The organism is Hyphococcus sp. (genome assembly GCF_041986965.1).
Classification (GTDB): domain Bacteria; phylum Pseudomonadota; class Alphaproteobacteria; order Caulobacterales; family Parvularculaceae; genus Hyphococcus.
The window spans coordinates 53,493-77,010 of record NZ_JBHIXB010000001.1 but is presented as its reverse complement, the minus strand read 5'-3'; the positions used below and the strand labels follow the sequence as shown (position 1 = coordinate 77,010).

Sequence of the window (23,518 nt, the reverse complement as noted above, 5' to 3'; positions counted from 1 at the left end):
TGAAATCTTCCCTTGCAACCGCGGGGCGGCATTGCGTCAGCCATAATCTGTTTGAAGCGCCGGGCCCTTAAAACGCGTGTCGCCGGAAGATGGGTTTCGTGGCAGCTTTTTTAGAGCCGGGCCGGGCGTCTATAGGGTTAATTCTTTCTTGACCAATTTGGCGGCATTCTAAGAGGCGTAAAATATTGCTGCATCGCAACATTGTTCTGCGTTTGGCGCACTTGTTGTAATTTTGTAACGCTTTTGGGCGGAGCGCAGTTGTCCGCCACTGTTCGCTGGACGGCGCGTCGGCAGTGAGAGAAAAGGATTCAACGCCCGGAAACGCGTAACAACCGGGAATAACGCCCCAACAGGGAGGGGCCAGATTAGGGGTTACAGGATGAAAATGAATTCCAACATGAATGCATTTGCCGCGCGCCTGCTTGCAGGCGCCGCCATTAGTGCGATTGCGGCAACAGGCGCAGCGGCGCAATCCGACGAGATTGTCGTCACCGCCACCAAGCGTCCGCAAACGCTGCAGGAAGTGCCGATCGCGGTCAGCGTCGTCGGCGCTGAAACGATTCAAAAGGCTCAGATCAATGATCTCATCGATCTGCAGACCGTTGTCCCGTCCCTGCGCGTGACTCAGCTTCAGAACTCGTCCCAGACCAACTTCACGATCCGCGGGTTCGGCAATGGCGCCAACAACCCGGGTATTGAAAGCTCGGTCGGTGTGTTTATTGACGGCGTTTACCGGTCTCGCTCTGCGGCGGCCATTCTTGACCTGCCGACTTTGGAGCGTGTCGAGGTTCTGCGCGGCCCGCAATCGACGCTGTTTGGCAAAAACGTGTCCGCCGGCGCCATCTCGATCACCACAAAATTGCCGACCTTTGACTGGAGCGGCAATGTAGAGGCGAGCTATGGCAACTATGACCAGATGCTCTTCAAGGGCACGTTGTCGGGCCCGCTTTCTGACAATGTTGCTTTCCGCGTTTCCGGTAGCGCCAATAAGCGTGATGGGTATTACACCAATATCGTAGACGGCACCGATCAGAACGAGCGGAACCGCTGGGCGCTTCGCGGTCAGCTCCTCTGGGAAGCGAGCGATGCGCTCACCTTCCGCGTCATTGGCGATTATAACAAGATCGACGAGAACTGCTGCGGCGCCGTGACGATTTTGAACGGCCCCGCGACACAGGTGCTTGCAGCGCCGCCGCCCTTTGGTCTCGGAGAGGAAATTTCCGACGGCACAGACCCGTTCTCACGTAATGTCGCTGTTGACACAGCAACCGACAACAAACTCACCGGCAAAGGCATTTCGTTGCAAGCCGATTGGGAGCTTGGCGACGGCTTCGCCCAGCTGACGTCGATCACGGCCTATCGTGAGCAGTCTGACACCGCGAATACCGACGTCGATTTCAGCGGCGCCGATCTCGCCCAGAACCCGCAGGATCGCAAATACGAAACCTTCACTCAGGAAATTCGTCTTTCATCCGTCGGGGATAACCGCTTCGACTGGATGGTCGGCGCATTCTATTTCAATGAAGATGTGTTCCTCCAGCGTGATGTCATCTTTGGCGCCCAGGAGCGCGCCAATATTGACTTCCTGATCTCCGGCGCAGGCGTGAGCCTTGCCGATGTTGAGGGGGTTTCGCAGCTTGCCCAGGCGTTGACGACTGGCCCTGGCGCGCTGTTTCCGGAGTTCCTGCCCATGGGTAGCGCCGGCGTTGATTCGCTGGCCTTTGGTTCGTCTTTCGCGCCGGGAACCGGCGTGTTCGGCACCTATAATATGGACAACGAGTCCTATTCGTTCTTCGGTCAGGCTGATTTCGAAATCACCGACCGCCTGACGATTTCAGGCGGCATCTCCTATATTGATGACAGCAAGAGCGCGACCGGCGTCAGCAATCTGACCGACGTGTTCTCGAATTTCGATCTGTCGACATTTGCTTCGACCGGCGGTTCATTTGTTGCGGCGAACATCTTTGGCGGCTTGATCCCGGGCGCCTATGGCGGGCCGGTAGCCTTTGATCCAGCGAACCCGGTTCCGTTCTTTACGGCGGCCGGCACTTTCGCGGCGTTGGATCCGCTTGTTTTCGCGGCTACTCGCGACGGCGCCGTCGCCGCCGCTCAAGGCGCGCTGACAGGGGATCCAACCTTGAACCCGCTGCTTGGCCTTACCGGTTTGACGGCCGTTCAATTCTTCGCGCCGCAGACGAATTTCCCGGATCCGTCGAACCCGTTTGACGACGGCAAGCTTGATAGCAACGATGTGACTTGGACGGCGCGTCTTGCCTATGACGTGACGGACAACTTCAATGCCTACTTCACCTATGCGACGGGTTATAAGGCTGGCGCGTTCAATCTTTCTTCCGACTCGCGTCCGCCTGTTGACGCTTCGAAACTGGGTCGCGCGGCGTCGCCGGAAGATGTGCGTCTCTTCGAGCTTGGCTTTAAAGCCAATTTCGACGGCGGTTATGTCAACATTGCGCTCTTCGATCAGAAGATCGAAGGCTTCCAGTCCAACGTCTTTAACGGCGTCGGCTTTGACCTCGCCAATGCGGGTGAGCAGACATCGAGAGGGTTCGAAGTTGAATCGCTTTATTCGCCCTGGAATCCGTTGGCGCTGACTTTCGCGCTGACCTATCTCGATCCTGAGTACAAGTCATTCACCATGGCCGGGTGTACGCCATTTGACGTCGTGAACTGCGGCATGGGCGAGAGCTTCCGTGATCTTTCCGGCACGCGTGTGCCGGGCGTTCACGAAGTGAGCCTGTCGACTTCGGCGACCTATAGCTTCGATGTGAACGACAATTGGGGCGGGTATGCACGCATTGAATATCTCTATGAATCGGACGTGCCGCTCATTGAGAATATTCCCGACAGCATTACCCGTGAAGTGAATGTCCTGAACGCCAGCATCGGCTTTGAAACCCAGGACGGTTTCGAGGTCATGGTTTGGGGCCGCAACCTTACGGATGATGAGTACTTCCTGCAGGGCTTCCCGACTGTTGCACAGACGGGCAGTGTTTCCGGTTACACCAACCCGCCGCGCACTTACGGCGTCACAGTGCGCAAGAGCTTCTAGGTCGTAGGGCGTTAAACGTCCTTACGATCCAGTTAGTGGTCGCGCCGGTAGCATAGAAACCGGCTTCCACTTTTCCCGGCGCTCCGGCGCCGGACGCGCCAGGGGGCTGACAAGAGGGGACTTGGAAAAGGGCGGCTTTAGCCGCCCTTTTTCTTTGCGAAGCGGTTTTAGGTGAGGTTTGATAAAATTGCCTCTAGTTCATTGAGGCTGTTTCAACCTCTTTTTCGCAAAACTGAAGGCTTGTCAGGGGAGAGACCCATGGCCTTTGCAAAAAAGCAGGAGGCGCCGCGAATTAGCGCCGACCGTCTCGCCAGTGTTGCTGGGGGAGGCGGCGCCATGGCGAGCGAAGCCGCTGTTGCTACGCCGGAAAGCGCGCCGCGCGTGCGTGTCGAACTTCAACCAGACCTGTCGCGCATGCGTCCGCGCGGCCTCGCCATGGAGACGCCCGAAGAGCGCAAGAAGCGCCTCGCCGCCAAGACCATCAACTTCACCGCGACGTTTTTTGCGCGGATTGTGATCATGGGGGTCGTCGCCTATCTCATGTATGAAGTTTATCAGGGAACGGGCGCGATTCATCGCGGCTACGCCATGGGTATGTTCGCCATGGTTGCCGATTTTGGCCGGGTCCTCATGAAGGCCATGGAGCCCGGCACGAAATAGCCGGCCGCACTCAATCGAACTGGCGCAAAAGGGCCGCCTCTCGCCGCAAGCACGCAGGCGTGATCGCCAATGGCCCTTGTATCGCCGCCGGTCCGCCCCATTTCGACCGCAATGCAGCATCCCAATAGACAGGCATCGATTTGTCTGGGGAGAGAGAGCGATGAGTATCTTGGAAATCTTGTTGATCGGCTTTATCGGCGTTACGTCTTTTCTGGGCGCGACCAGTCTGTTTATTCGCACCCGTCACTAACGCTTGCGTGCAGCCGCGATTATAATGAGCGTCCAGCCGGCGAGAAATGAGACCCCGCCGAGGGGCGTGATTATGCCGAACCATCGCGGCATGCCAAGCGACATGGCGTAAAGCGAGCCTGAAAACAGCGCGGCGCCGAAAAGAAACGCCCAGCCGGCGCGGCGAAGCGGCGGGAAGTCATTGAGCGACAGGGCAAGGGCTGCGACGGCGTGTGTGAGGCCGTAAAACGTCGCCGTTTGCCACCAGTCTTGAGCTTCAACAGACAATTTGCCTTCAAGCCCGTGAGCGCCAAACGCTCCGAGTGCGACAGCGATAAAGCCGACAAGACCGGCGAACAGGGCGAGCGGGTTCATCCTTCAAGGTCTTTCGTAATGGAAAAGGCGCCGCGGAATTCGCCAAGCGCAAAACCTGTAGCCTGATCGTCGGGATAGCGCGCCAGAATGGCGGCTTTCACCTCGTCTGATACATCTGTCCCGTGACACAGGGTGCAAGGCCCCCCGGTCATGATGGGTTTCATGTAACGTAACTGCCGGCCTTGGGGCGTCGTGACGATTTCGGCGCGCTCCAGCATCGCCGGGTCCGCGCCGCCGACGATCTGTGAGCGAAAATCTTCCATCGCAGCGCGTTCAAAATCATCTGGTGCGTTCGCCGGATTGCGCCAGCGCAGGGCGGTTCGGCCGACGCTCATGTGTGTTTCGCCGGAAAGAACGGTCGCGATCTTCGGCGCTTCCAGATTGCAGACCTCGATGGCGGCGACCGGGCCGCCTGTCGCCAGGGCGTCCAGTAGGCGCGTCTTTAATCGCGCGCCCAAATCGTTTGCCGCAGCGCGCGCTGCGGCGACATCTGCCGGCGCCGGCGTTTGCGTTGCCGCCTCTTCGCGTGCGCAGGCTGTCAGGATGCAAGCGGCGGCAAAGCTTATGAAGGCCAACTGACGGTTCATGGGCGACTCCATCTCATGTTTGCGCTTACCTTACTGCGCGGCCCGGATTTGGGCACAGGTTCACATGGACGCATCATAGGCCCTCCGTCCAACTGGTGAAAAATTATCCACGGAGTGCAAAACGGGCTTACAGTTGCTGGCGCCCCTTGCGACCATCATGCACTGGTTGCGCCTCTTGCGCCTTGACCCTCGCGCCCCCATTTGCGAGGTCTGGGGTCTGACTTCAGGCTGGCCAGGTGTCTTATGGCGCTTTCTATCAATGGCTGGCTTTTCTTCTCGCGTCCGTTGAGGGGCGTCGAGCGAGATGGCGCATTTCCGCGCCCCGCGCCAGCAAAGGGCATGCGCGCCGACTGGCCGCGCGCCTTTCCGCGAGTTCGCTTTCGCGATCGGGTGCGACACGAAATTAAAGACGAAAGGCAATTGCCATGACTACAGCCAAGAAAGGCGACATCGTCGCCATCGATTATGTCGTGCGCACGGGCGACGGCCGCGTTGTCGGCGGCACCGAGAAGGAAGGGCCGCAAACGCTCACCCTCGGCCAGGCGGAAATTTTTCCGGAAATTGAGGCTGCTCTCGACGGCATGGAAGTGGGCGAGGAAAAGGCGGTCACAGTCCCGTCTGACAACGCCTTCGGGCCGCGGCGTGAGGAAATGGTGGTGCAGATTCCCCGCGCGCAATTGCCGAGCGATCAGCCGCCGCAGCCGGGGCTTCAGCTTTCTGCGAAGATGCAGGATGGCTCCACAGTCAATCTCACCATCACCGATGTGGGTGAGGAAGCCGTCGTCGCCGACGGCAATCATCCGCTTGCCGGGCAGGACCTCCATTTCGGTCTGACCCTGGTTGAGATCAAAGAGGCCGCGTAACAAAAGCGGCTTGCGTCGCGTAACGCGACCCTTCCTATACGGCAAAGCTGCTGTAATCACCACCGCCCAGTGACGTGCGTCACTGGGCGTTTGCATGTCCGGTCCTATGTCTTCCCCAACGCCAACAAGGCGTTTCGATAAGCAAATTAAAGGGGAGAAATCCATGAACGCGATAAAAACACTTCTTCTAGCCGGTGTCGTCACTGCGGCTCTTGCCGGCAACGCTGGCGCCGCCGTCTTCGCCAAATATGACGGCGTGGACGGCGAATCCAAAGCGACGGCGGCATGCGCCGATGTGCAATCGGCTGCGCGCCATCGCCAGGCGGGCGGGGCGTCGAAACGCGCCTCATCCGAAGACGCCGCAACCTGCGCCACGGCTTATGGCAAGGACGGCAAGAAAGGCGGCAATGTTGAAACGACATGGAAAGTCGAGGAAGGCGAATAGTCCGGCTTTTTCTCCATTGAATAGAAACGGCGCCTCTCGATGAGCGGGCGCCGTTTTTTTTCGCGCTAGCGCGCAAAGTTCAATCGTCCACATATCATTGTCACCGCCTTTCTGATGAAAGCGAGTGGATAAGGGCGGAGAGGTTGCGCGAGACGCAAAACTTCCATGTCAAATGTAACAGCGGAGGCTTTGCGCCTCGCGCGGGGCGGCGTTTTATCGGACCGTCTGGCCCGGCCGTAATCATGACCGCCGGACGGTTTTACCCGCCAGACGTTGAGCCATGAGAAAGCCCGGGCTCTGCGGCCGGCAAACCTGGGCTCCCCTCCGTATCGCGGGTCGACCAGCTTGCGCGCTGCAATCCGGATCGTTGAAGAACGGTCGCGACAACGCCTCTCCATATCCGGACTGCCGCGCAGTATAAGGCAGGAAAAAAACTGGTGAAAAATTATCCACGGGGTTCCGTTTGGCCTTATACTCGGCCGGCCCCCATCACCCCTTGAGGATTTCGGCGTCATAAAAAACAGCGCCCGCGATGAGCGGGCGCCGTCAGTTCATGTATTTATAGTCTCTCGGCGGCATCGCGACGATCTGATGCGCGTCGCGATAGATGATGTCGCCCGGCGAGTCGGTTTTCAAACGCGTCACCGGCACGCCTGCTTCGCCCAAGAGGGCCGCGAGCGTGTAAGCGTGGGCGATGCAGTCCCGCGCATCGTCGCGGAACCAGCAAACGCCGCCATAACGCCGGTTCGACTTGCGTGTGACCACGCCGAACCGGTTCGGCACGGGCAGATGCTTGTTGAACCAGTCATATTCGCGCCAGATCGCCTGACGCAGCCATAGCGGCGCGCCGTTGGTGCGCGTTCTGAAAACGCCCACTGGAACGCCGCGCGCATCGCCAGCGCGCGCGGGCGTGACGAAACGGATATACATCTTATTCCTGCTTTCATCCGTTGACGGATTTCTCCCCGAGCGCCCCGGCGCAGGCCGGGGCCCAGTCACATGAAAAAGTCGGGCTTTGCCCGGCGTTATTCCTTGCTGGATCCCGGCCTGCGCCGGGATGATCGGAGAGAAACACACACGGCTATTCTGCCGCCGAATGCGCCGCATCCGTCGTTGTTGTCGTTCATTGGTGATGAAGGGGCCGCGCGCCGACCGCAAACGCGGTCAAATTGAAATTTCGCGGCGCTCCCTTCCGGGTCTCCGCCTAACGGAGTTTCATGCTCCGGAAGGGCGGAGGCGCAATAAACATAAACTGTCTCATGTTCAGCCTCCTGATGGTTTTAAAGAACGCGCGGGATAGTCGCGGCGAAAAGAATTGTCAAGGCGCACTTCTCCTCCCCCGTTTACGGGGGAGGTGTCGCGAAGCGACGGAGGGGGTTAGCCCCCATCCCCTCGCTACGCTCGGGACTTCCCCCGTAAACGGGGGAAGAGGGACGCTGCGTTTTGCGCGTTGACTTTCCCTCTTGTTTCGTTAATCAGCACCCGTCACAACCAATGGAGGACGTCATGACAAACCATCGCGACATCGAAAACCTCCCTTGCTTTCGAGCGTTCGTCTAAACGCCGAAAAGGGTTCCCTTCGGAAACCAGCGTCAAACGCGGTCTTCGCACCATTAAGGGCGGAGAGGTTGAGCTATTGGAAAAGCTCGGCCGCAAAGATCTGTGCCCCTGCGGCTCGGGACGCAGATTTCAAGAAATGCTGCCTGACATCGGGCCGTTATGACGGCGCGAACCGTGGAGAGTATTTTTAGGTGAACCGTAGGGCGGGTTAGCGCAGCGTAACCCGCCGCCTCATCCGGCGACTGGCAATATGGCGGGTATCGCTTCGCTCAACCCGCCCTACTTGCTGGCCCACCTTTCTCTGAAATTATTTCTTTGCCAGTTCTTACTATCTTCTCTAGCAAGTAAACGTGGTATTTTAGAGCAGAAATTTGCGCTTTTGGATTATACTTGTGTAGGCTTTTTTGGTCAGCCTTGAGAATGAATAATAGTCGGTGGAATTTTACAATCTTTGCGACGATATTTTTATCGATTAACCCCAAACGAGAAAGCTGGCTTTCAAAAATCGGCTCTTGATCTGGCAGCTCTGGCAATATGACTATTGTTGGTCGTGTGAGTCTCTTAATGACTTCTGACTCTAGCAGTGCTGCCTCTTTGTTCATTAGTTGTGCAAATGGCCTGCTTTCAATGATTTCTACTAGGTACTCTATCTCGGAAATTACAGCGCTGGTTATCGCTTCTCGTTCAAACCGCTGTTTCCGGGCATCGTGAAACCACTGCGCGCCGTTACTAGCTATGAACCCGGCAATGCTGCCAGTGAGGGCGATTAGGATCGGGGAACCAAAGAGGTTTTCAAGCGATCCCAATTACTTCCTCACTGGCAAGCCAGACACTCATCGTAATCGGTCTTCGCGGCGGCCTGCATCATCGCGGCCATGGGGTCGGCGCCGATATTTTCCGCGCCGGGCTCTGATTTCATTTCCTGTTCCGCTTCGGCGGTGGTGACGCGTGTGCCGTTGGCGAAGCCCGCGCGCTGGATCGATTTCGAGCGGCAATAGTAAAGCGACTTGCAGCCCTTCTCCCACGCCATCCAGTGCAGCATGTGGAGGTCCCATTTATCGATGTCGCCCGGCAGGAAGACATTCACCGACTGGCCCTGACAGATATAGGGCGTGCGGTCCGCGGCAAGTTCGATCACCCAGCGCTGGTCAAGTTCGAAGGCGGTTTTGAAAACGTCCTTCTCGTCCTGGGTCAGGCATTCAAGATGCTGCACCGATCCTTCATGCTCAAGGATCGAGGTCCAGGTCTCGTCATTGTCTTCGCCTTTTTCCTCGAGCAGTTTTTTGAGCGCCGCGTTCTTCACCGTGAAGGAGCCCGAGAGGGTCTTGTGGGTGAAGACATTGGCCGGGATCGGCTCGATGCAGGGCGAGCAGCCGCCGCAGATGATGGAGATCGACGCCGTCGGGGCGATCGCCATTTTGTGGCTGAAGCGTTGCTTGACGCCGCGCTCTTCCGCGTCGGGGCAGGGCCCGCGCTCTTCGGCGAGCGCAACCGAGGCCGCATCCGCGCCCATGCGGATATGTTTGAACAGGCGCGTATTCCACGACTTCGCCATGGCGCTCTCGAACGGAATGTTCATGGACTGAAGGAAGGAGTGGAAACCCATCAGGCCGAGCCCCACGGACCGCTCGCGCATGGCGGAATATTTCGCCTTCGCCATGGCTTCGGGCGCGCGGTCGATGAAGTCCTGCAGCACATTGTCGAGGAAGCGCATGACATCCTCGATGAATTGCGGCTCGTCCTTCCACTCCCAGTATTTCTCGGCGTTGATCGAGGAGAGGCAGCACACCGCCGTGCGGTCTTCGCCAAGATGGTCCTTGCCGGTGTGGAGCATGATCTCCGAGCAGAGATTGGAGGTCGAGACTTTGAGGCCCAGATCGCGCTGGTGCTTGGCCATCTGCTTGTTCACCGTGTCGGAGAACAGGAGATAGGGCTCGCCCGTCGCAAGGCGCACATCGAGAATCTTCTGCCACAGCTTGCGCGCAGGGATCGTACGCAGGACTTCGCCGGTCTTTGGTGAGCGCAGGCCGAAATCCTCGTCATTCTGGATCGCCAGCATGAACTCGTCCGTGATGTTGACGCCGTGATGCAGGTTCAGGGATTTGCGGTTGAAGTCGCCCGACGGTTTGCGGATTTCGAGGAACTCCTCGATTTCCGGGTGGTGGACGTCGAGATAGCAGGCGGCCGAGCCGCGGCGTAAGGAGCCTTGGGAAATTGCCAGCGTCAGCGAATCCATGACCCGGATGAAGGGGATGATGCCGGAGGTCGCGCCGGCGTGCTTCACCTTCTCGCCGATGGAGCGGACATTGCCCCAATAGGTGCCGATGCCGCCGCCATTGGAGGCGAGCGCCACATTCTCGTTCCAGGTCGAAACGATGTCGCCGAGCGAATCGCCGACGCCGTTCAAAAAGCAGGAAATGGGCAGGCCGCGATTCGCGCCGCCATTGGAAAGAACGGGCGTCGCCGGCATGAACCAGAGTTTGGAGATATAGTCATAGATGCGCTGGGCGTGGTCGGCGTCGTCGCCATAGGTGCGCGCGACCCGCGCGAACATGTCCTGGAACGACTCACCCGGCAGGAGGTAACGGTCCTCCATGGTGGTCTTGCCGAAATCGGTGAGCAGCGCGTCGCGGGAACGGTCGACAACGATGTCGCGCACCACCTTAAGGGCCGGTTTTTTGGCGTTCTTTTGGGCGTCCTTATGGGCCTCAGCGCCCGGCTCAACATTGGCTGGTGCGGCGGTTTCCATCTCTTTGGCGGCTTCTGACAACGACATTCTTGCCCCGTCCCTCTTTACTTTCGCCTTCGAAAAGGCGCGCAAAAACCCTCAGCCCGAATTGCCCAAAAGGGGCCGCATCCGGCGCGGCTTTCCGTTTCTGTTGTGAATCGCCAACGCCCCGCGTCGACACAACATATAGTGATAGAGCCTCAGCCCAACGTCAACATGAAGTTGGTCCGTGGGCAAAAGTTTTTGGTTAAGGAGGTCTTAACGGGGTGCAACCAGTGCGCCTGAAGGGTTAATCGCGGCGGCGCTTTTTCGCGCCTTCGCCGTCTCGTTTCGCCTCCGAGCCGCGCAATTCGTGCGCCTCAAATTTTTTGGCGAAAGCGTCCGTGCGCCAGCTTTCCGGCGCCGGGGAGAAGCCGGCGTCGACGAATTTCACCGAAGAATCGCGGCGGCGCCATTCGGGCTCGCGGCTTTCTGGAGTTTCAGAGGAAAAATAGGCGCCGGAGTGATTCGTTTGCGCTGGCGCCGGCCCCGTTGCGGATCGGGATGCGCCGCCGCGCGCGCCGCCCCCGCTACCGCCACCGCCGACGCGGGCCCGGAACACATCGACCGCATCCTTGATTCGATGGCTGATGTCGGCCGGGTGAAGAACACTCCTGGCGGCAAAGCCTGAGCGGATGGCGGTCAGGGCGTCGGCCCGGGCCTTCTCGGCGACGCGGTCGGTGAGCGGGCCAGTGAAGAAGGAAAGCGCTGCGCCGACAAGTGCATAGATGAGCCCGCCGATGACGATCAGCTTCGCCGCCCAGGGATATTGCATGATCGCGAGGGTTGCTTTTCCAACGCCTTCAATCTCTTCCGGCCGCGGCGGCGCGACGAGGGCGTAAGTTATGAAAGCGCCTAAAAGGCCGCCGGAAGCGAAGGTCAGCAAGGGCGAAGGACCTGCGCCGCCGCCTGCCGCCCGGGCGAGAAACCCGCGCAGCATGCGCCGCGAATGTTCATCTTCGGCGCCGTTGAGAAAGCTGATTTCACGAAAGAAATCATGGGCCTCCAGCGCCGTCAGATGCGCCCGGGAAAGATCGTCCACGGCGTCCGCCGGGTGTCCGCGCCGATCCATGGCGCTCCTGAGCGCCGAGAGCGTCGAATCGAATTCATCTGCGGCATCGGCGATCGCGCCGCCAAAAGCGGCGGCGTCTTTCTTGATGCGGTCATTGTCCGCATTGCCGAAGGCGCGGGTGAGCGCCGCGACGCCAAAGGCGACGCCAAGTCCCGCTCCGGCGACAATCAAAAAGACCTGCATGAGGACGCTTGCGTCATCAAGCGGGATGCCCGGACCGACCACGGAGACGCCGTCGGCGCGCGCGTTGAGGACGGCGATATAAAGCCAGATCGCAACGCCGAGCCAGACAAGGCCGATCAGAACGCGAAAGGCCTGCGCGGCGAGGGTCACTTCGCCTTCACGCCGCTCGGCGATGCGGGCGGCGAGGCGGGCTGCCGGTTCGCGCAAATCGTCTTTGCGGCGCGCCATGGCGTGCGCGGATTGTTCAAGCAGGGTCGTCAGGGGCAGGGAGCCGGCCTCTCCCTCATCGCCGGTTTGGCCCGGAAAGAGCGCCACAGTGGGGTCCATGGGCGCGAAAGCCCGCCCGGCAGTGGAGGCTTTGGGGGAGGCGGTTTTTGCTGAAAAGCGTGATGAAAAAGGAAGACGGGAGAACATCGCGCCAGCGCTTTTTTGCAAGCCCTGGAGCGTTCCCCCCTTATTCTCTTTCGTGCTCATCACCTCGGCCCCCCTCGGCAACCCCGCATAAATACGGGGTTTTCTACCCACCGCCGGCATTCTATCGGAAAAGGACGGGAGGGTTAATCCCCGGGCCGGCGGCGCATTAGGCAAGGCGCTTCTTCCGCTGCCTTTCGGTCTTGCTGAGAATGGCTTTCACCCCGCATAGAGCGGGCATGACGCATTCTTTTTCACAATTGATGTCGGGCGCCGTTTTCGAAGACGGCGTTCTTTCCCTGACCATTCCACCGGACTGGATGCAGGGGCGCACTACCTATGGCGGCCTATCGGCGGCGATCTGTCTTGAGGCGGCGCGCCGCGCCTTTCCCGATGCGCCGCCTTTGCGGTCGGCCATGGTGTCGTTCATCGGCCCCGCAGGCGGCGCTGTTGAGGGGAGAGCGAAGCTTTTGCGCCAAGGCAAGTCGGTGACTTTTGTGGAAGCCGAGGTGACGGGCGAGAAAGGCATCGCCACACGCTGCGAGTTCGCTTTCGGCGGCGCGCGCCCGTCGCAATGGAACCGCACTTTTACGCCGACGCCCGACCTGCCGGCGCCGGAGGAATGCGGTCCATTCGGTCCGCCGGACGGCGCCGTCCATTTCACGCGTCATTTCGACAGCCGTCTCGCTAAAGGGGGCCTCCCTGTCAGCGGGTCAAAAGACCATGACCATTTCATCTGGGTGCGTCACACAGATGATGCGGCGAACGGTATTGTCGCGCTGCTCGCGCTTGCCGACATGCCGCCGCCGGCGCTCATGCCCATGTTTACGGATTTTGCGCCGATCAGCTCCATGACGTGGATGGTGAATGTTCTTTGCGACGAACCGAAGACGCGCGATGGCTGGTGGCTTTTGGAGTCGCGCGCCGAACATGCTGGCGCAGGCTATTCCAGTCAGGACATGCTGGTCTGGAACCGCGACGGCGAGCTTGTTATCGCAGGGCGCCAGTCAGTGGCGATTTTCGCGTGATGCGGCTGGCTTTGGTCACGATTGTCGTTCGCGATTATGATGAAGCCATAGCTTTTTATTGCGGTGCGCTCGGTTTCACCCTCAAGGAAGATGCGCCGCAATCTTCCGAAAAGCGCTGGGTCGTCGTGTCGCCGGGCTCCGGCGGGGCGGATCTTCTGCTGGCGAAATCGGCGGAAGACGTGCAGCGCGCCGCAATCGGCAACCAGACTGGCGGGCGCGTGTTTCTGTTTCTTCACACGGATGATTTCGACCGGGACTATGATCGCTTCAAGGCGGCAGGCGTTGAGTTTCTGGAAAAGCCTCGCAACGAAGCTTATGGCCGAGTCGTCGTTTTCCGAGATCTTTTCGGCAACAAGTGGGACTTGATTGAGCCGTTCACGATTTAGGGGGGCGTCGCTTTGGCTCGTCAGGCGTCCTTGATGAAGATTTTCAAGGTTCGGCCGTCATCCTGCAATCCGAGTTCAACCTCGCAAGCGGCGTCGGACGCGGGCACGATCACATGGCGGTTTTTGTCGCCAGCAGCTTTGCGATGGTCGATCACTTCCACCCGGGTGACGGTTGCGCGCAAACCGGAAAGACTGTCTGTCAGCTTTCCAGTTCCTCCTTTTTCATCTCCAGCGTGAGCCATTCTTCCTCCTTTTGCGCAAGGGTCTCTTCTGCGGCGGCGAGGGATTTAGCTGTTTTATCGAACAGCGCCGCATCGCGCGCGAAGAGATCCGGATCGTCGAGCTTGGCTTTCAATGCCGCGATTTCCGTTTGCAGTTTGTCGATTTCGCCTGGCAGATTTTCCAGCGCATATTGCTCCTTGTAGGAGAGTTTTGTTTTGGCGGCGGGTTTCGGTTTTTCCAGGGACGGCGATGGCTTTTGTTTTGGTTTCGCCGCCGCGCTTTCAAGGCCCGGTGCGCTTCCGCGCTGCGCCACCATGTCGTCATAACCGCCGGCGTAACGGATCCAGCGGCCCGGCTTTTCCGGATCGGTGGCGATGACGCTGGTGACGAGATTGTCGAGAAACGCCCGGTCATGGGAGATGAGCAAGAGCGTACCCTCATAAGCGGATAATTGTTCTTCCAGCATCTCCAGCGTCTCAAGGTCGAGATCGTTGGTGGGTTCGTCGAGGACAAGAAGGTTTGACGGCTTCGCCAGCGCCGCCGCGAGCGCCAGGCGTCCCCGTTCGCCGCCGGACAGCGCCTCAACGGGCTGGCGCCATTGCTCGGGGCCGAACAAAAAGTCTTTGAGATAGGTCGCCACATGGCGCTTGTCGCCATTGACCATCACCCAGTCGCCGGTCCCGTCATTGACCGCGTCGGCGACGCGCATATCGGGCCGAAGCCGCGCGCGGCGCTGGTCAAGGGAGACGATTTCGAGATTGGTCCCGAGCTTTATCTTGCCCTCATCGGGCTCCAGCGCCCCGATGAGAAGGTTGATCAATGTGGTCTTGCCGGCGCCGTTAGGCCCGACAAGGCCGATGCGGTCGCCGCGGGCGATCTCCACCGAGACATCATCGACAATTTTTCGTCCGCCGAATGATTTGGAGACATGCTCGGCGACGATGGCGCGCTTGCCTGAGGCGCCGCCCGCCTGAAAGGTGAAGTTTGGTCCGCCTTGAATGCGCTTGGCCTCGCGCAATTGTTTGCGCATGTCCTGAAGCTCACCGACCCGGCGCATATTGCGTTTGCGGCGCGCCGTGACGCCGTAGCGCATCCAGTGTTCTTCCGCGACGATCTTGCGCCCCAGCTTGTGCAGCGCAGCTTCCTCTTCTTCTAGGAATTTGTCGCGCCAGACTTCGAAGTTTTTAAAGCCGACGCCGGTCCGGCGGGTTTCGCCGCGATCGATCCAGACGGTGTCATTAGTGACGGTTTCGAGAAACCGCCGGTCATGGCTGATGATGACCATGGCGCTGGGAAGGGCGCGCAATTTTTCTTCCAGCCACGCGATCGCCGGCAGGTCGAGATGGTTGGTCGGCTCGTCAAGAAAAAGGATGTCCGGCGCGGCGGCGAGCGCCTGCGCAATCGCTGCGCGGCGCAACTCGCCGCCTGAAAGCTTCGCCGGATTTGCAGCGGGATCGAGCCCCAGCTCATAGAGCAGGGTTTCCGCCTCATGGCCCTTGCCGGTTTCGTCGAGACCGGCGTTCGCGAAATCGCCGATGGTAGCAAAACCCGATGCGTCGGGCTCCTGCGGCAGATATCGCAAGGTGACGCCCGGATGAACAAAGCGGTCTCCCTGATCCGGCTCCACCATGCCGGCGGCAATCTTCATCAGGGTCGATTTGCCGGAGCCGTTGCGCCCGACCAATGCAATGCGCGCCCGCTCGCCCACATTCAGCGATGCATTTTCGAACAGCGCCGTCGCGCCGATCTGAAGACGGACGTCATTCAAGGTTAAGAGGAGCGCGCTCATGGCGGTTATCGTGCTTTCTCGCCGGGTCCATGCCGCCGGGTCCGCCGGTCATAGAAGGTCTTTCGCGGCGCAGCAATTCTTTACTTAATGTTGCGAGTCTCGTGACAAATTTTTTCCGCGTAAATGCGCGCTTAGGGGAACGTCATGCATCCGTTGAAACAATATCTCCGCGAAGTGGAGGAGGGGTTTCAGGATTTTGCAGCGCGGGTCGGCGTGTCGCGCCAGACCCTGTATCGTATCGTTTCCGGCGTGCAGGCGCCAAGACCGATGCTGGCGCGCCGGATTGTGGAGGCCACAGGCGGGGCGGTGACCCTCGCCATGCTGTATGGCGACGCATCCGCCAGCGCGGAAGTGGTGAGCCTTAACGCCGCCGGCGACGAAACGCTGCTCGACGAGGAGCGCTTGCGCCTCGCCCTGGCGGTGGTGATTAACCATCTGCGTGCGGAAGAAGATGCGCCGGTTTCATCTGACATGATGGCCGTGGCGGCGGAAGCGACGGTCAATACTTATGCGGCGTTGAGCCGTCTGACGACGTGTCAGGGCCCGGCTCGTCTTGCGCAAGCTCTTCGGCCAGTTCTCGAAGAAATTCTGAAAGAGTCAGGGGGCGTTCCGGCGCCGTCGGCGCTTGATCGCGGCGCGGAGCTGGCGGCGGAGCTGTATTTTCAACACCGCTCGCTTCTGCGCCGCTAAATGCCGCCCGTTCCGGCGCGCGGCCATACAGGCGGATCTCCTCGGCCCGCCTTTTGGCGACCCGCCACATCATGCGCCCGATCCGCGCCGCGTAATTGTCCTCATCTATACTCAAAATGACTTTCCCGCTTAAGTTGTATTTTGGTCTAGATTTCAACTGTATTCGCGTTATGGTTGTATTTCTGTAATGAGTACCACATTTTTTACTTATGAGGATAAGAGATGACAGATCTCCGAAAAGAACAGTTAGTGTTGCTGCGATTTGAGAAGCAAATTGCGGGCCTTGCTGCGACGCTCGCCGCCGGCGCCGTCGCCGCCAAAGGCCTTGATGGCAAACTTCATGCATCAGAAGGGGCAGAAGCTTTTGCAAACATCCAGACCGCGCTGGTTAATCTGGCGGAGGTCACGACACAGGCGCATGGCGCGATGAACGCGAAAGCAATGGAGGCTGGCGCAGACCTGTTTCAGGCGGCAGGCGGCGGGCTTCCAAAGTTTGAACCGTTGGGGGCCGTTCGATCAATTCTTGGGCTTGGATAACCATTAGTCTTTACGCCGCGGCCATCGGCGTCATGCTGATGGCCGCTCTTCATTCACGTTCGGAACAACTCTCCGCCGCGGCGCGGATTATTTTCGTCAATTGGGCGGCCGCGCTTCAATTGTGGCTGGTGCTTGGCGGCGCGGCGCTGACCGTTGGCTATATCGTCATCGACGCGATTACGATGGCGTTGTTTTTCCGCATGTCGCGGGGACGCTGGTTTCCGGCGCCGCTATGTTTCATGCATGGCGTGCTGGTAATCTATCACATCGGCACTCTGCTGAATACAGGCGGGCTTTTCTGGGAGAAATTCGTTCTGAACAGGCTGTTTGATATTGAGCTTGTTTATGTGACGGCGTGCGCGCTTTACCGCATCGTTGCCGTCAATCGCGCCGGGCGGGCGTAAGGCGTTTTAAAACTCAGGAAACATCAATGATATTGACGCCCTCACCGCGCAGGAAATCCTCGCTGCGTTCAAACACCCGGTCGTAGCGATAAAACGGCGTGCGCGGATAGATATGATGGATCAGATGGTAATTCTGGCCGAGCAGCGCAGCTTTCAGCATGGGGCGTTTCCAGCCTGTGCGCGCGGCGAAAACGCGTGTGCCGCCGAGCAGCGACTTGTCCTTATGCGGGTGGTGGACAATCCAGTCGAAGCACACGCCGAGAACGCCGACAGCGAGGACGAGCGAGCCGAACCAGGCGATCAGCGCAACCTGCCACAGTCCCGCCGAAACAAGCACGGCGACGCCAATCAGCGTGGGCGCCCCTTGAAGCGCAATTTTCGCCAGAAACTTTACCCCGCCCGGTTCTTTCAGTTTGTTGCCGATCGTGAAGGACCAATAGCGCCAGGGCAGCGTCGCAGCTCTGGCGAAAACGGCCAGAAAGCTGTCCCCACGCATCCAGGCGTCAGGGTCTTTTTTGAAATCGTTGGCGTTCGCGTGATGGGTAAGGTGAATATAGTCATGCATGGAGTAGGGGTAGAACATGATCCACCCGATGATCAGGCCATAGACATGGTTGATCCATCGCATGGAGCGGTTGCGGCCGTGATAATTGCGGTGGGAAGTTTCATGAAGGCCCGTATAGAGCACATAATAAACCGGGAAATTCAGGATCGCTGCAATCCAGACCGGAAGCGCGCCGGCGATGGTCAGGGTGATTATCAGCCCAAAGGCCGCAATCCCCGCCGTCGACAGCGCGATTGTGGGCCAGGCAAGTCCGCCGACTTGCGCTTCGGCGCAACGCTGCACCGATTTCAGATTGCGGATTTCGTCCAGGCCAAGGACGGTTGACGGCGTCCGCAAGGCTGCGCCTTGCGCTTCGGTCTCCGCTGCTTCGCTGACAGACATGATTAACGCCGCTCTCATCAGGGTTTCTTGAAAGAGAGCATATCACCCGGGGCGGGTGTGGAAAAGCGCGGGGGTCACACGTTGCGGATGAATTCCGCGATGTCGTCATGGGCCGCTTTGGCTTCCGATAGCGACCAGTGCATGTGAAACAGGTGGAACATGCCGTCAAAGACCCGGATTGTGCTGTCGACGCCAGCGCGGCGCGCGGCTTCCGCAAGGCGTGCGGCGTCGCCGAGCAGGACCTCGCGTGAGCCCACATGAATCAGCATGGGCGGCAGACCTGAGAAATAGCCATAGATCGGGGAGATCAGCGGATTGTGCAGATCCTCGCCCGGCGCATAGAACTGAAAGAGCTTCTGGACGTTACGGCCCTGATTTGACTTCAGGTGCGGGTCATGGCCGTCAATCGTGCGGTGGGTGTCGCTGGCGCCGACGCCGTCAACGGCGGGAGAGGCCAGCACCACGCGATCGGGCAGCCTGACGCCTTCATCGCGCCAGCGCATGAGATTTGCGAGAAGGATGCCGCCGCCTATGGAGTCGCCAAACGCGACGATGCGCTTGCCCTCATGTTGTTTCAGCGCATCCTTATAGATGCGGTCGACTTCATCGAGAGGCGTGGGGAAACGTCCTTCGGGGAGCAATGTGTAGGAAGCGCCGAGGCAGTGGGCGCCGGTATTGCGGACAACCGGCAGGATCATGGATGCGTTGACGCGCGGCGAGCCGCTGACAAATGCGCCGCCATGAACATAGAACACAAAGAGGTCGTCGCGGCGGTCTCCGGCGGTCTCATATGTAACGCAAGGACGTCCGCCGACTTCAACTTCGTTCATGCGGTATTCGAAGTCGATTTCGGCGAGGCACTTTTCCCATTCATGATTTGCGAGCCGTCTCGCAAGGCCGCGCGTGACAGGATTCATCCATGTCTCGATCGTGGGATAGGCCTTCAGCTCCGTAATACGCTTGCGTGTATTTTTGCTGAGTGCCGTACTGATACGCCGCGCCGCCAGTGACATAATATTCCCGTCTTACAGAATGCGGCATGCGCGCCCCATCTGGAGGGCATTTTCACCGCCCGCCGGAAACATCTGGTTAATCGGCTCGGTGCAATTTTTCCGATAATGCAGAACGCCGCCGCATTTTTCGAATGCGGCGGCGCGATTTTGGTAAGTTGGATGAAAAAAGACTAAACGGGTTCAGGCGTTTTCGAAAAGCTTCGCCCAGCGGCGGGGCTCACGCTTTTTCCAGCCGCCGCGGTGGTAAGCGTCGGAGACGATCAGCGGCGCGACGGAGGTCGCTTCGGCGAAGACCATCTGTTCATGGACGGTTGAGACCTTGCCCCAGCTTGCCGCTTCCTGAAGCGTCGAGGAGGAGCAGGCGCCGTCGCGCACATCGGCGACGGTGATCTGCACAGCGTATTTGTGCATTTCCACGTCGTCATGGCCAAGGATTTCGGCGCAAACGACAGTGTCTTGAGCAAAGTTCTTGGGCACGCCGCCGCCGACCATGAAAAGGCCTGTGGTGCCGGCTGCAAGTTTGATTTCCGTCAGCTCGCGAAAGTCCCCGGCCGAGTCGATGGTGACAAAAGGCTTGCCCGCCTTGCGGCGTTCGACCTGATGCTTGACGATGCCGAATCCGGCGGAGCAATCCGAAAACGCCGGCACGAAAATCGGCACGCCTTTTTCATAAGCCCGCTGGATCAGTGAATCCGGCTTCTTGGCGTTGCCGGCCGCGAGCCATTTGCCGATCTCATGGATGAATTCGCGGGACGTGTAGGGCCGGGGCTCCAGCTGCTCGCAGATCTCGTAGATCGTATGATCCACATGCTGCAGCTCTTCCTCGTCGATATAGGTGTCGTAGATGCGGTCGATATAAAGCGAGCGCAGCGTGTTGTCGTCAGGGATTTCATTCGCCTGGTAATGCTTGAAGCCGAGGGCTTCGAGGAAATCCATGTCGATGATCGAGGCGCCTGTGGCGACCACAGCATCGATCATGTTGTATTCAATCATGTCGCGCCAGACATGGAGGCAGCCGCCGGCGCCGGTGGAGCCCGCCATGATCAGCCAGGGCGAACACTCTTCGTCCTCGATCGCCATATTGAGGATTTGCGCCGCGCGCGCCGCATCGCGGCTGGTGAAGCTCATCTTGCCCCAGGCGTCGATGATCGGGCGGGCGTCGAATTCTGCAATGTCGATATGTTCGACAGGGTTCGCCAGCAACTCAGCTTTGCGGTTGTCTTGGGGTTTGGTCATGAAGTCGGTCCTTTCTCGTAACCGGGTTTCTTAAAGAACCGGATCCGGGCCGCATTCGTTCCATAGGAGCGTCTGCGCGGAGGGCCGTAGAGGTGGCGCTGACCTAACCGATCAGCGCCGCATTTTCCACCGTCTGGCGAAAAGAAACTAAACCGCGCCGCCTAGAGTTCGCCGATCGCGATGACTTTCGCAGAGCGCCGTTTCGGCTTTTGGGTTTCGAAAACGCTCATCATCGGCGCGTCTTCAACTTGCGCTTCGATATACTCGCCAAAGCCGTTGAATTTCGTGGCGAGCGCTGAGCCATAGGCGCCCGTCAGGCCGAATTCGATATAGTCGCCTTCCGAGACATCAGCCGGCAGCATGAAAGGGCCTTCCATGACATCAATGGAATCGCAGGTCGGCCCATAAAGTTTGAACGGGCGCAGCGGACGTCGCGGGGCGCCTTTTTCGCGAAGCATTTTCACCGGATAGACCAGCCCGTCATGGGCGGCGTCGAAGAGCGCGCCATAGGCGCCGTCATTGAGGTAGAGGCAATCGCCTTTCCGCAGCTCGACGCGCACCACATGGCTGCCGGCTTCAGCGCAAAGCGCGCGGCCGGGCTCGCACCACAGATCGGCGTTTTCAAGCACCGGCATGTCTTCGAAACAGGCTTCGATTTCACGCATGTAATCTTCAAGCGGCGGCGGCGTCAGGCCCGGATAGGCGACCGGGAAACCGCCGCCGACATCGACGATATCGACTGTGACGCCGGCTTCGCGGATGAGGCCGCTCACATGGTTCATCGCGACGCGCCAGGCCTCGGGGCGCATGCATTGCGACCCGACATGGAAGGAAACGCCGAGCTCGTCCGCAACGGCGCGTGTTTCGCGCAGAAGGGAGAGGGCTTCAACGCCGGAAGCGCCGAATTTGCCGCCGAGCTTGTGCGCGGCGTAGTCGGATGAAACCGCAAGGCGGACAATCAAATGCAGGTCTTTTGCGCCGCCGGTTTCCTCGACGATCTTGGCGAGCTCCTCACGGCTGTCGAGCACGAAGATGCGCACGCCATAGTCGAAATAGGCTTTGCGGATCGCCGAGCGGGCTTTGACCGGGTGCATGAAGGCGAGGATCACGTCGTCAAAACGGTTCGCGACGAGCTCAATCTCGGGCAGGGAAGCGACGTCGAACCAGCGGACGCCCGCGGCGTAGACCGCGTCGAGAATGGCCGGGTGCGGGTTCGCCTTCACCGCATAGAGAACGTCGCCGGAAAAACGGCGCACGAACCAGTCCGCTGCTTTTTGGGCGGCGTGGGGGCGGATGCAATGAACAGGAAGATCCGGGCGGTCAGCTACGACCAGCGCAAGCGCAGATGTGTGTTTGTCCATCTCATGGAACCTCGCAAAGGCAGCTACAACCAAAGCGCCATTCTTGCGAGTGGTCCCATGGGAATGACGAACGCGCGAAATAAGAACGATGGGGCCCGCTGTAAAGAGAAAAAATGCGGGTGAGGACGATTTTTTGAGTGAGGCTGTCAGCACTGCGTGCGCATGGCTGCTAAGATATTGAAAAAACTTGACGAATTTCGATTTAAACGGGCCTGTCAAGCTTGCCGATTGATGAGGTTTTGAGGCGATAATTCGTGATCGCGTTTTTGGTGATGTAACTTGTGGAGGCAGCTATGGGCGCCGATCATTCCTTTGCGAGGCAGCTTGAAGGCTACCGCCTCGCCACGGCGGAAATTCTTTACCATCTTCCCGATCATCCCGGCCTTCTCCAGTCCTATGTCTGGCAGGACTATGACATCGCTCCGAAATACCCGGTGCTGTCGCGGTTCCTCGCCTTCTGGACCCATGAGCTTGAAGGCCCGATCCACTCAGTGCGGCTTGCCGGTAAAAAGCTGATCGGCGCGGCGGAGTTGAGGAGCGTGAGCGAATACGGGTTGAATTAAACCGCCCATGTCTCGGAAAACACGCGTTTGAAATTCAGCCCCAGCACCTTGTCGATGGCGGCGGCGGCGTAGCCGAGTTTTTTAAGCTCATCGGCGATCACGCTCATGCGTTGCGGCCCGTTGAGCCCCACCACAAACGGCATGGGGCCTTCGCCGGGGGCTGCGATCCCGGCTTCCTTGCGCGCAGCGTTGATCGCATCCCACTGCGCAATGCTCTCCGGGCTGACGTCAAATTCCGGCAGCACGGCGTCGCTCCCGATCCCTACATGATCCTCTCCGCAGACTTTCAGCGCATGGTCGAGATGGGCGATATAGGCGCTCAATGGCGTTTGCTCGTCGTCCGGCGTCAAATAGCTCAACTCATATATGCCAACCACCCCGCCAGTCGCCGCGACGCGTTTCAGCGCTTCATCCGACTTGTTGCGCTGGTGCTGGTAAACGCCCGCGCAGCCTGAATGGGTGACGGCGACCGGCCGCGTTGAGATCGCTATGGCGTCGAACATGGTTTGCTCATGGGCGTGACTGAGATCGAGAAGCACGCCGTTTTCCTGCATTACGGAAACCGCCTCGCGGCCAGCTTCGCTCAAGCCGAGCGGCCCATCCACCGACATGACGCCGGCGCCGAACGGGCTGGTGGTGTTGTATCCGAGCTGCATTACCCTGACGCCTTGTGCGGCGAATTCGGCGATGCGCGATGGTTGCCCGTCATGCATGGTGGCGGCTTCAAATGACTTGATGATCCCGAGCCTTTTTGATGTGTAGGCTTCATCAATATCGGCGACGGAGTTGATCGATCTTAGGATATCGCTGTTTTCTGCAATCGCCGCGTCATAGGCGGCGAGCTCTTCAATCGTTTCGGCGTAGCTGCCGCCGCTGCCGCCCATGGAGAGTTTGATCGCGCAAATACCGGACTCGCGAATTTTCGTTTTGACGCCATCACTCAATCGCCGCTCGCTGTCGAAGGCGATGACCATATTGCCGTTGATCATCAATCGCCGCGCGGGTGCGACGGCATCGGCGCTGCGGCTGTTCGGCGAACAGGCTGCGATTGTGCCGGAAAACAATAATCCTCCCGCGGCTTGAAGAAGGGCTCGTCTGGTCTGGCGCATGGCGGTTTCCCTGATG

General features: G+C 59.3%; 24 protein-coding genes. 11 read left to right on the top strand and 13 right to left on the bottom strand.

The features are described 5' to 3' along the window. The first annotated feature begins 379 nt into the window (after positions 1-379). Together ACFC5L_RS00375 and ACFC5L_RS00370 are read left to right on the top strand one after the other, a co-directional pair. A complete protein-coding gene (locus ACFC5L_RS00375; protein ID WP_375202266.1) occupies positions 380-3,067 on the top strand; it encodes a TonB-dependent receptor in 2,688 nt (895 codons plus the stop codon). A gap of 258 nt (positions 3,068-3,325) precedes the next feature. Beyond that, the gene (locus tag ACFC5L_RS00370; RefSeq protein WP_375202267.1) at positions 3,326-3,727 is read left to right on the top strand and encodes a hypothetical protein; all 402 of its coding nucleotides are present in this window, start codon (positions 3,326-3,328) and stop codon (positions 3,725-3,727) included. A gap of 246 nt (positions 3,728-3,973) precedes the next feature. Here ACFC5L_RS00370 and ACFC5L_RS00365 read toward each other — a convergent pair whose 3' ends face one another. After that, positions 3,974-4,330 (bottom strand): DUF423 domain-containing protein, encoded by a 357-nt coding sequence (locus tag ACFC5L_RS00365; protein ID WP_375202268.1) that lies wholly within the window; start codon positions 4,328-4,330, stop codon positions 3,974-3,976. Further along, the gene (locus ACFC5L_RS00360) at positions 4,327-4,917 is read right to left on the bottom strand and encodes a Tll0287-like domain-containing protein (protein ID WP_375202269.1); all 591 of its coding nucleotides are present in this window, start codon (positions 4,915-4,917) and stop codon (positions 4,327-4,329) included. Before ACFC5L_RS00360 ends, ACFC5L_RS00365 begins: the two co-directional genes overlap by 4 nt. Before the next feature lie 425 nt (positions 4,918-5,342). On the opposite strand from ACFC5L_RS00360, the gene ACFC5L_RS00355 reads away from it, so the two are divergent. Together ACFC5L_RS00355 and ACFC5L_RS00350 are read left to right on the top strand one after the other, a co-directional pair. After that, on the top strand, positions 5,343-5,780 hold the full coding sequence (locus tag ACFC5L_RS00355; protein ID WP_375202270.1) for an FKBP-type peptidyl-prolyl cis-trans isomerase: 438 nt from the start codon (positions 5,343-5,345) through the stop codon (positions 5,778-5,780). 163 nt (positions 5,781-5,943) lie between these two features. After that, a complete protein-coding gene (locus tag ACFC5L_RS00350) occupies positions 5,944-6,225 on the top strand; it encodes a hypothetical protein (RefSeq protein WP_375202271.1) in 282 nt (93 codons plus the stop codon). 546 nt (positions 6,226-6,771) lie between these two features. Here ACFC5L_RS00350 and ACFC5L_RS00345 read toward each other — a convergent pair. Next, positions 6,772-7,155, bottom strand: a complete 384-nt coding sequence (locus ACFC5L_RS00345; RefSeq protein WP_375202272.1) for a hypothetical protein — start codon at positions 7,153-7,155, stop codon at positions 6,772-6,774. 706 nt (positions 7,156-7,861) lie between these two features. Between ACFC5L_RS00345 and ACFC5L_RS00340 the strand changes: the two genes are divergently transcribed. Further along, positions 7,862-7,948, top strand: a complete 87-nt coding sequence (locus ACFC5L_RS00340) for an SEC-C metal-binding domain-containing protein (RefSeq protein ID WP_375202364.1) — start codon at positions 7,862-7,864, stop codon at positions 7,946-7,948. A gap of 106 nt (positions 7,949-8,054) precedes the next feature. Here ACFC5L_RS00340 and ACFC5L_RS00335 read toward each other — a convergent pair whose 3' ends face one another. From ACFC5L_RS00335 to ACFC5L_RS00325, 3 genes are all read right to left on the bottom strand, one after another. Further along, positions 8,055-8,591, bottom strand: coding sequence for a hypothetical protein (locus tag ACFC5L_RS00335; RefSeq protein ID WP_375202273.1), 537 nt, complete (start codon positions 8,589-8,591; stop codon positions 8,055-8,057). Positions 8,592-8,599: 8 nt separating this feature from the next. After that, positions 8,600-10,534, bottom strand: a complete 1,935-nt coding sequence (locus tag ACFC5L_RS00330; protein ID WP_375202365.1) for a ribonucleoside-diphosphate reductase subunit alpha — start codon at positions 10,532-10,534, stop codon at positions 8,600-8,602. Positions 10,535-10,802: 268 nt separating this feature from the next. Further along, positions 10,803-12,221, bottom strand: coding sequence for a hypothetical protein (locus ACFC5L_RS00325; RefSeq protein WP_375202274.1), 1,419 nt, complete (start codon positions 12,219-12,221; stop codon positions 10,803-10,805). 236 nt (positions 12,222-12,457) lie between these two features. Here ACFC5L_RS00325 and ACFC5L_RS00320 point away from each other — a divergent pair, with 236 nt between their 5' ends. Continuing rightward, positions 12,458-13,246, top strand: a complete 789-nt coding sequence (locus ACFC5L_RS00320; RefSeq protein ID WP_375202275.1) for an acyl-CoA thioesterase — start codon at positions 12,458-12,460, stop codon at positions 13,244-13,246. After that, positions 13,246-13,632, top strand: a complete 387-nt coding sequence (locus ACFC5L_RS00315; protein ID WP_375202276.1) for a VOC family protein — start codon at positions 13,246-13,248, stop codon at positions 13,630-13,632. Before ACFC5L_RS00320 ends, ACFC5L_RS00315 begins: the two co-directional genes overlap by 1 nt. Positions 13,633-13,652: 20 nt before the next feature. Here the strand turns inward: ACFC5L_RS00315 and ACFC5L_RS00310 are convergent, their stop codons facing one another. Further along, complete coding sequence (locus ACFC5L_RS00310; RefSeq protein WP_375202277.1) at positions 13,653-13,874, bottom strand: hypothetical protein; 222 nt, start codon at positions 13,872-13,874, stop codon at positions 13,653-13,655. Continuing rightward, a complete protein-coding gene (locus tag ACFC5L_RS00305) occupies positions 13,832-15,643 on the bottom strand; it encodes an ABC-F family ATP-binding cassette domain-containing protein (RefSeq protein WP_375202278.1) in 1,812 nt (603 codons plus the stop codon). Before ACFC5L_RS00305 ends, ACFC5L_RS00310 begins: the two co-directional genes overlap by 43 nt. A 144-nt stretch (positions 15,644-15,787) precedes the next feature. Here ACFC5L_RS00305 and ACFC5L_RS00300 point away from each other — a divergent pair, with 144 nt between their 5' ends. From ACFC5L_RS00300 to ACFC5L_RS00290, 3 genes are all read left to right on the top strand, one after another. Then, positions 15,788-16,333, top strand: coding sequence for a helix-turn-helix domain-containing protein (locus tag ACFC5L_RS00300; RefSeq protein WP_375202279.1), 546 nt, complete (start codon positions 15,788-15,790; stop codon positions 16,331-16,333). A 222-nt stretch (positions 16,334-16,555) separates the two neighbouring features. Next, on the top strand, positions 16,556-16,870 hold the full coding sequence (locus tag ACFC5L_RS00295) for a hypothetical protein (RefSeq protein ID WP_375202280.1): 315 nt from the start codon (positions 16,556-16,558) through the stop codon (positions 16,868-16,870). Positions 16,871-16,908: 38 nt separating this feature from the next. After that, a complete protein-coding gene (locus ACFC5L_RS00290) occupies positions 16,909-17,274 on the top strand; it encodes a hypothetical protein (RefSeq protein ID WP_375202281.1) in 366 nt (121 codons plus the stop codon). Positions 17,275-17,287: 13 nt separating this feature from the next. On the opposite strand, the gene ACFC5L_RS00285 is transcribed toward ACFC5L_RS00290, so the two are convergent. From ACFC5L_RS00285 to ACFC5L_RS00270, 4 genes are all read right to left on the bottom strand, one after another. After that, positions 17,288-18,220 carry a fatty acid desaturase gene (locus ACFC5L_RS00285; RefSeq protein ID WP_375202282.1) on the bottom strand — a complete coding sequence of 311 codons (933 nt, stop codon included), beginning with the start codon at positions 18,218-18,220 and terminating at the stop codon, positions 17,288-17,290. Positions 18,221-18,294: 74 nt separating this feature from the next. Further along, entirely contained in the window at positions 18,295-19,137 is an 843-nt protein-coding gene (locus ACFC5L_RS00280; RefSeq protein ID WP_375202283.1) for an alpha/beta hydrolase fold domain-containing protein, read from the bottom strand. A gap of 276 nt (positions 19,138-19,413) precedes the next feature. Next, positions 19,414-20,469 (bottom strand): 1,9-bis(guanidino)-5-aza-nonane synthase, encoded by a 1,056-nt coding sequence (locus ACFC5L_RS00275; RefSeq protein ID WP_375202284.1) that lies wholly within the window; start codon positions 20,467-20,469, stop codon positions 19,414-19,416. Positions 20,470-20,630: 161 nt separating this feature from the next. Continuing rightward, entirely contained in the window at positions 20,631-21,830 is a 1,200-nt protein-coding gene (locus ACFC5L_RS00270) for a type III PLP-dependent enzyme (RefSeq protein WP_375202285.1), read from the bottom strand. A 293-nt stretch (positions 21,831-22,123) separates the two neighbouring features. On the opposite strand from ACFC5L_RS00270, the gene ACFC5L_RS00265 reads away from it, so the two are divergent. Next, positions 22,124-22,393: an usg protein gene (locus tag ACFC5L_RS00265; RefSeq protein WP_375202286.1), complete on the top strand. Its 270-nt coding sequence runs from the start codon at positions 22,124-22,126 to the stop codon at positions 22,391-22,393. Here ACFC5L_RS00265 and ACFC5L_RS00260 read toward each other — a convergent pair. After that, positions 22,390-23,502 carry a dipeptidase gene (locus tag ACFC5L_RS00260; RefSeq protein ID WP_375202287.1) on the bottom strand — a complete coding sequence of 371 codons (1,113 nt, stop codon included), beginning with the start codon at positions 23,500-23,502 and terminating at the stop codon, positions 22,390-22,392. The two genes, ACFC5L_RS00265 and ACFC5L_RS00260, sit on opposite strands and share 4 nt — an antisense overlap. Between the last annotated feature and the right edge of the window lie 16 nt (positions 23,503-23,518).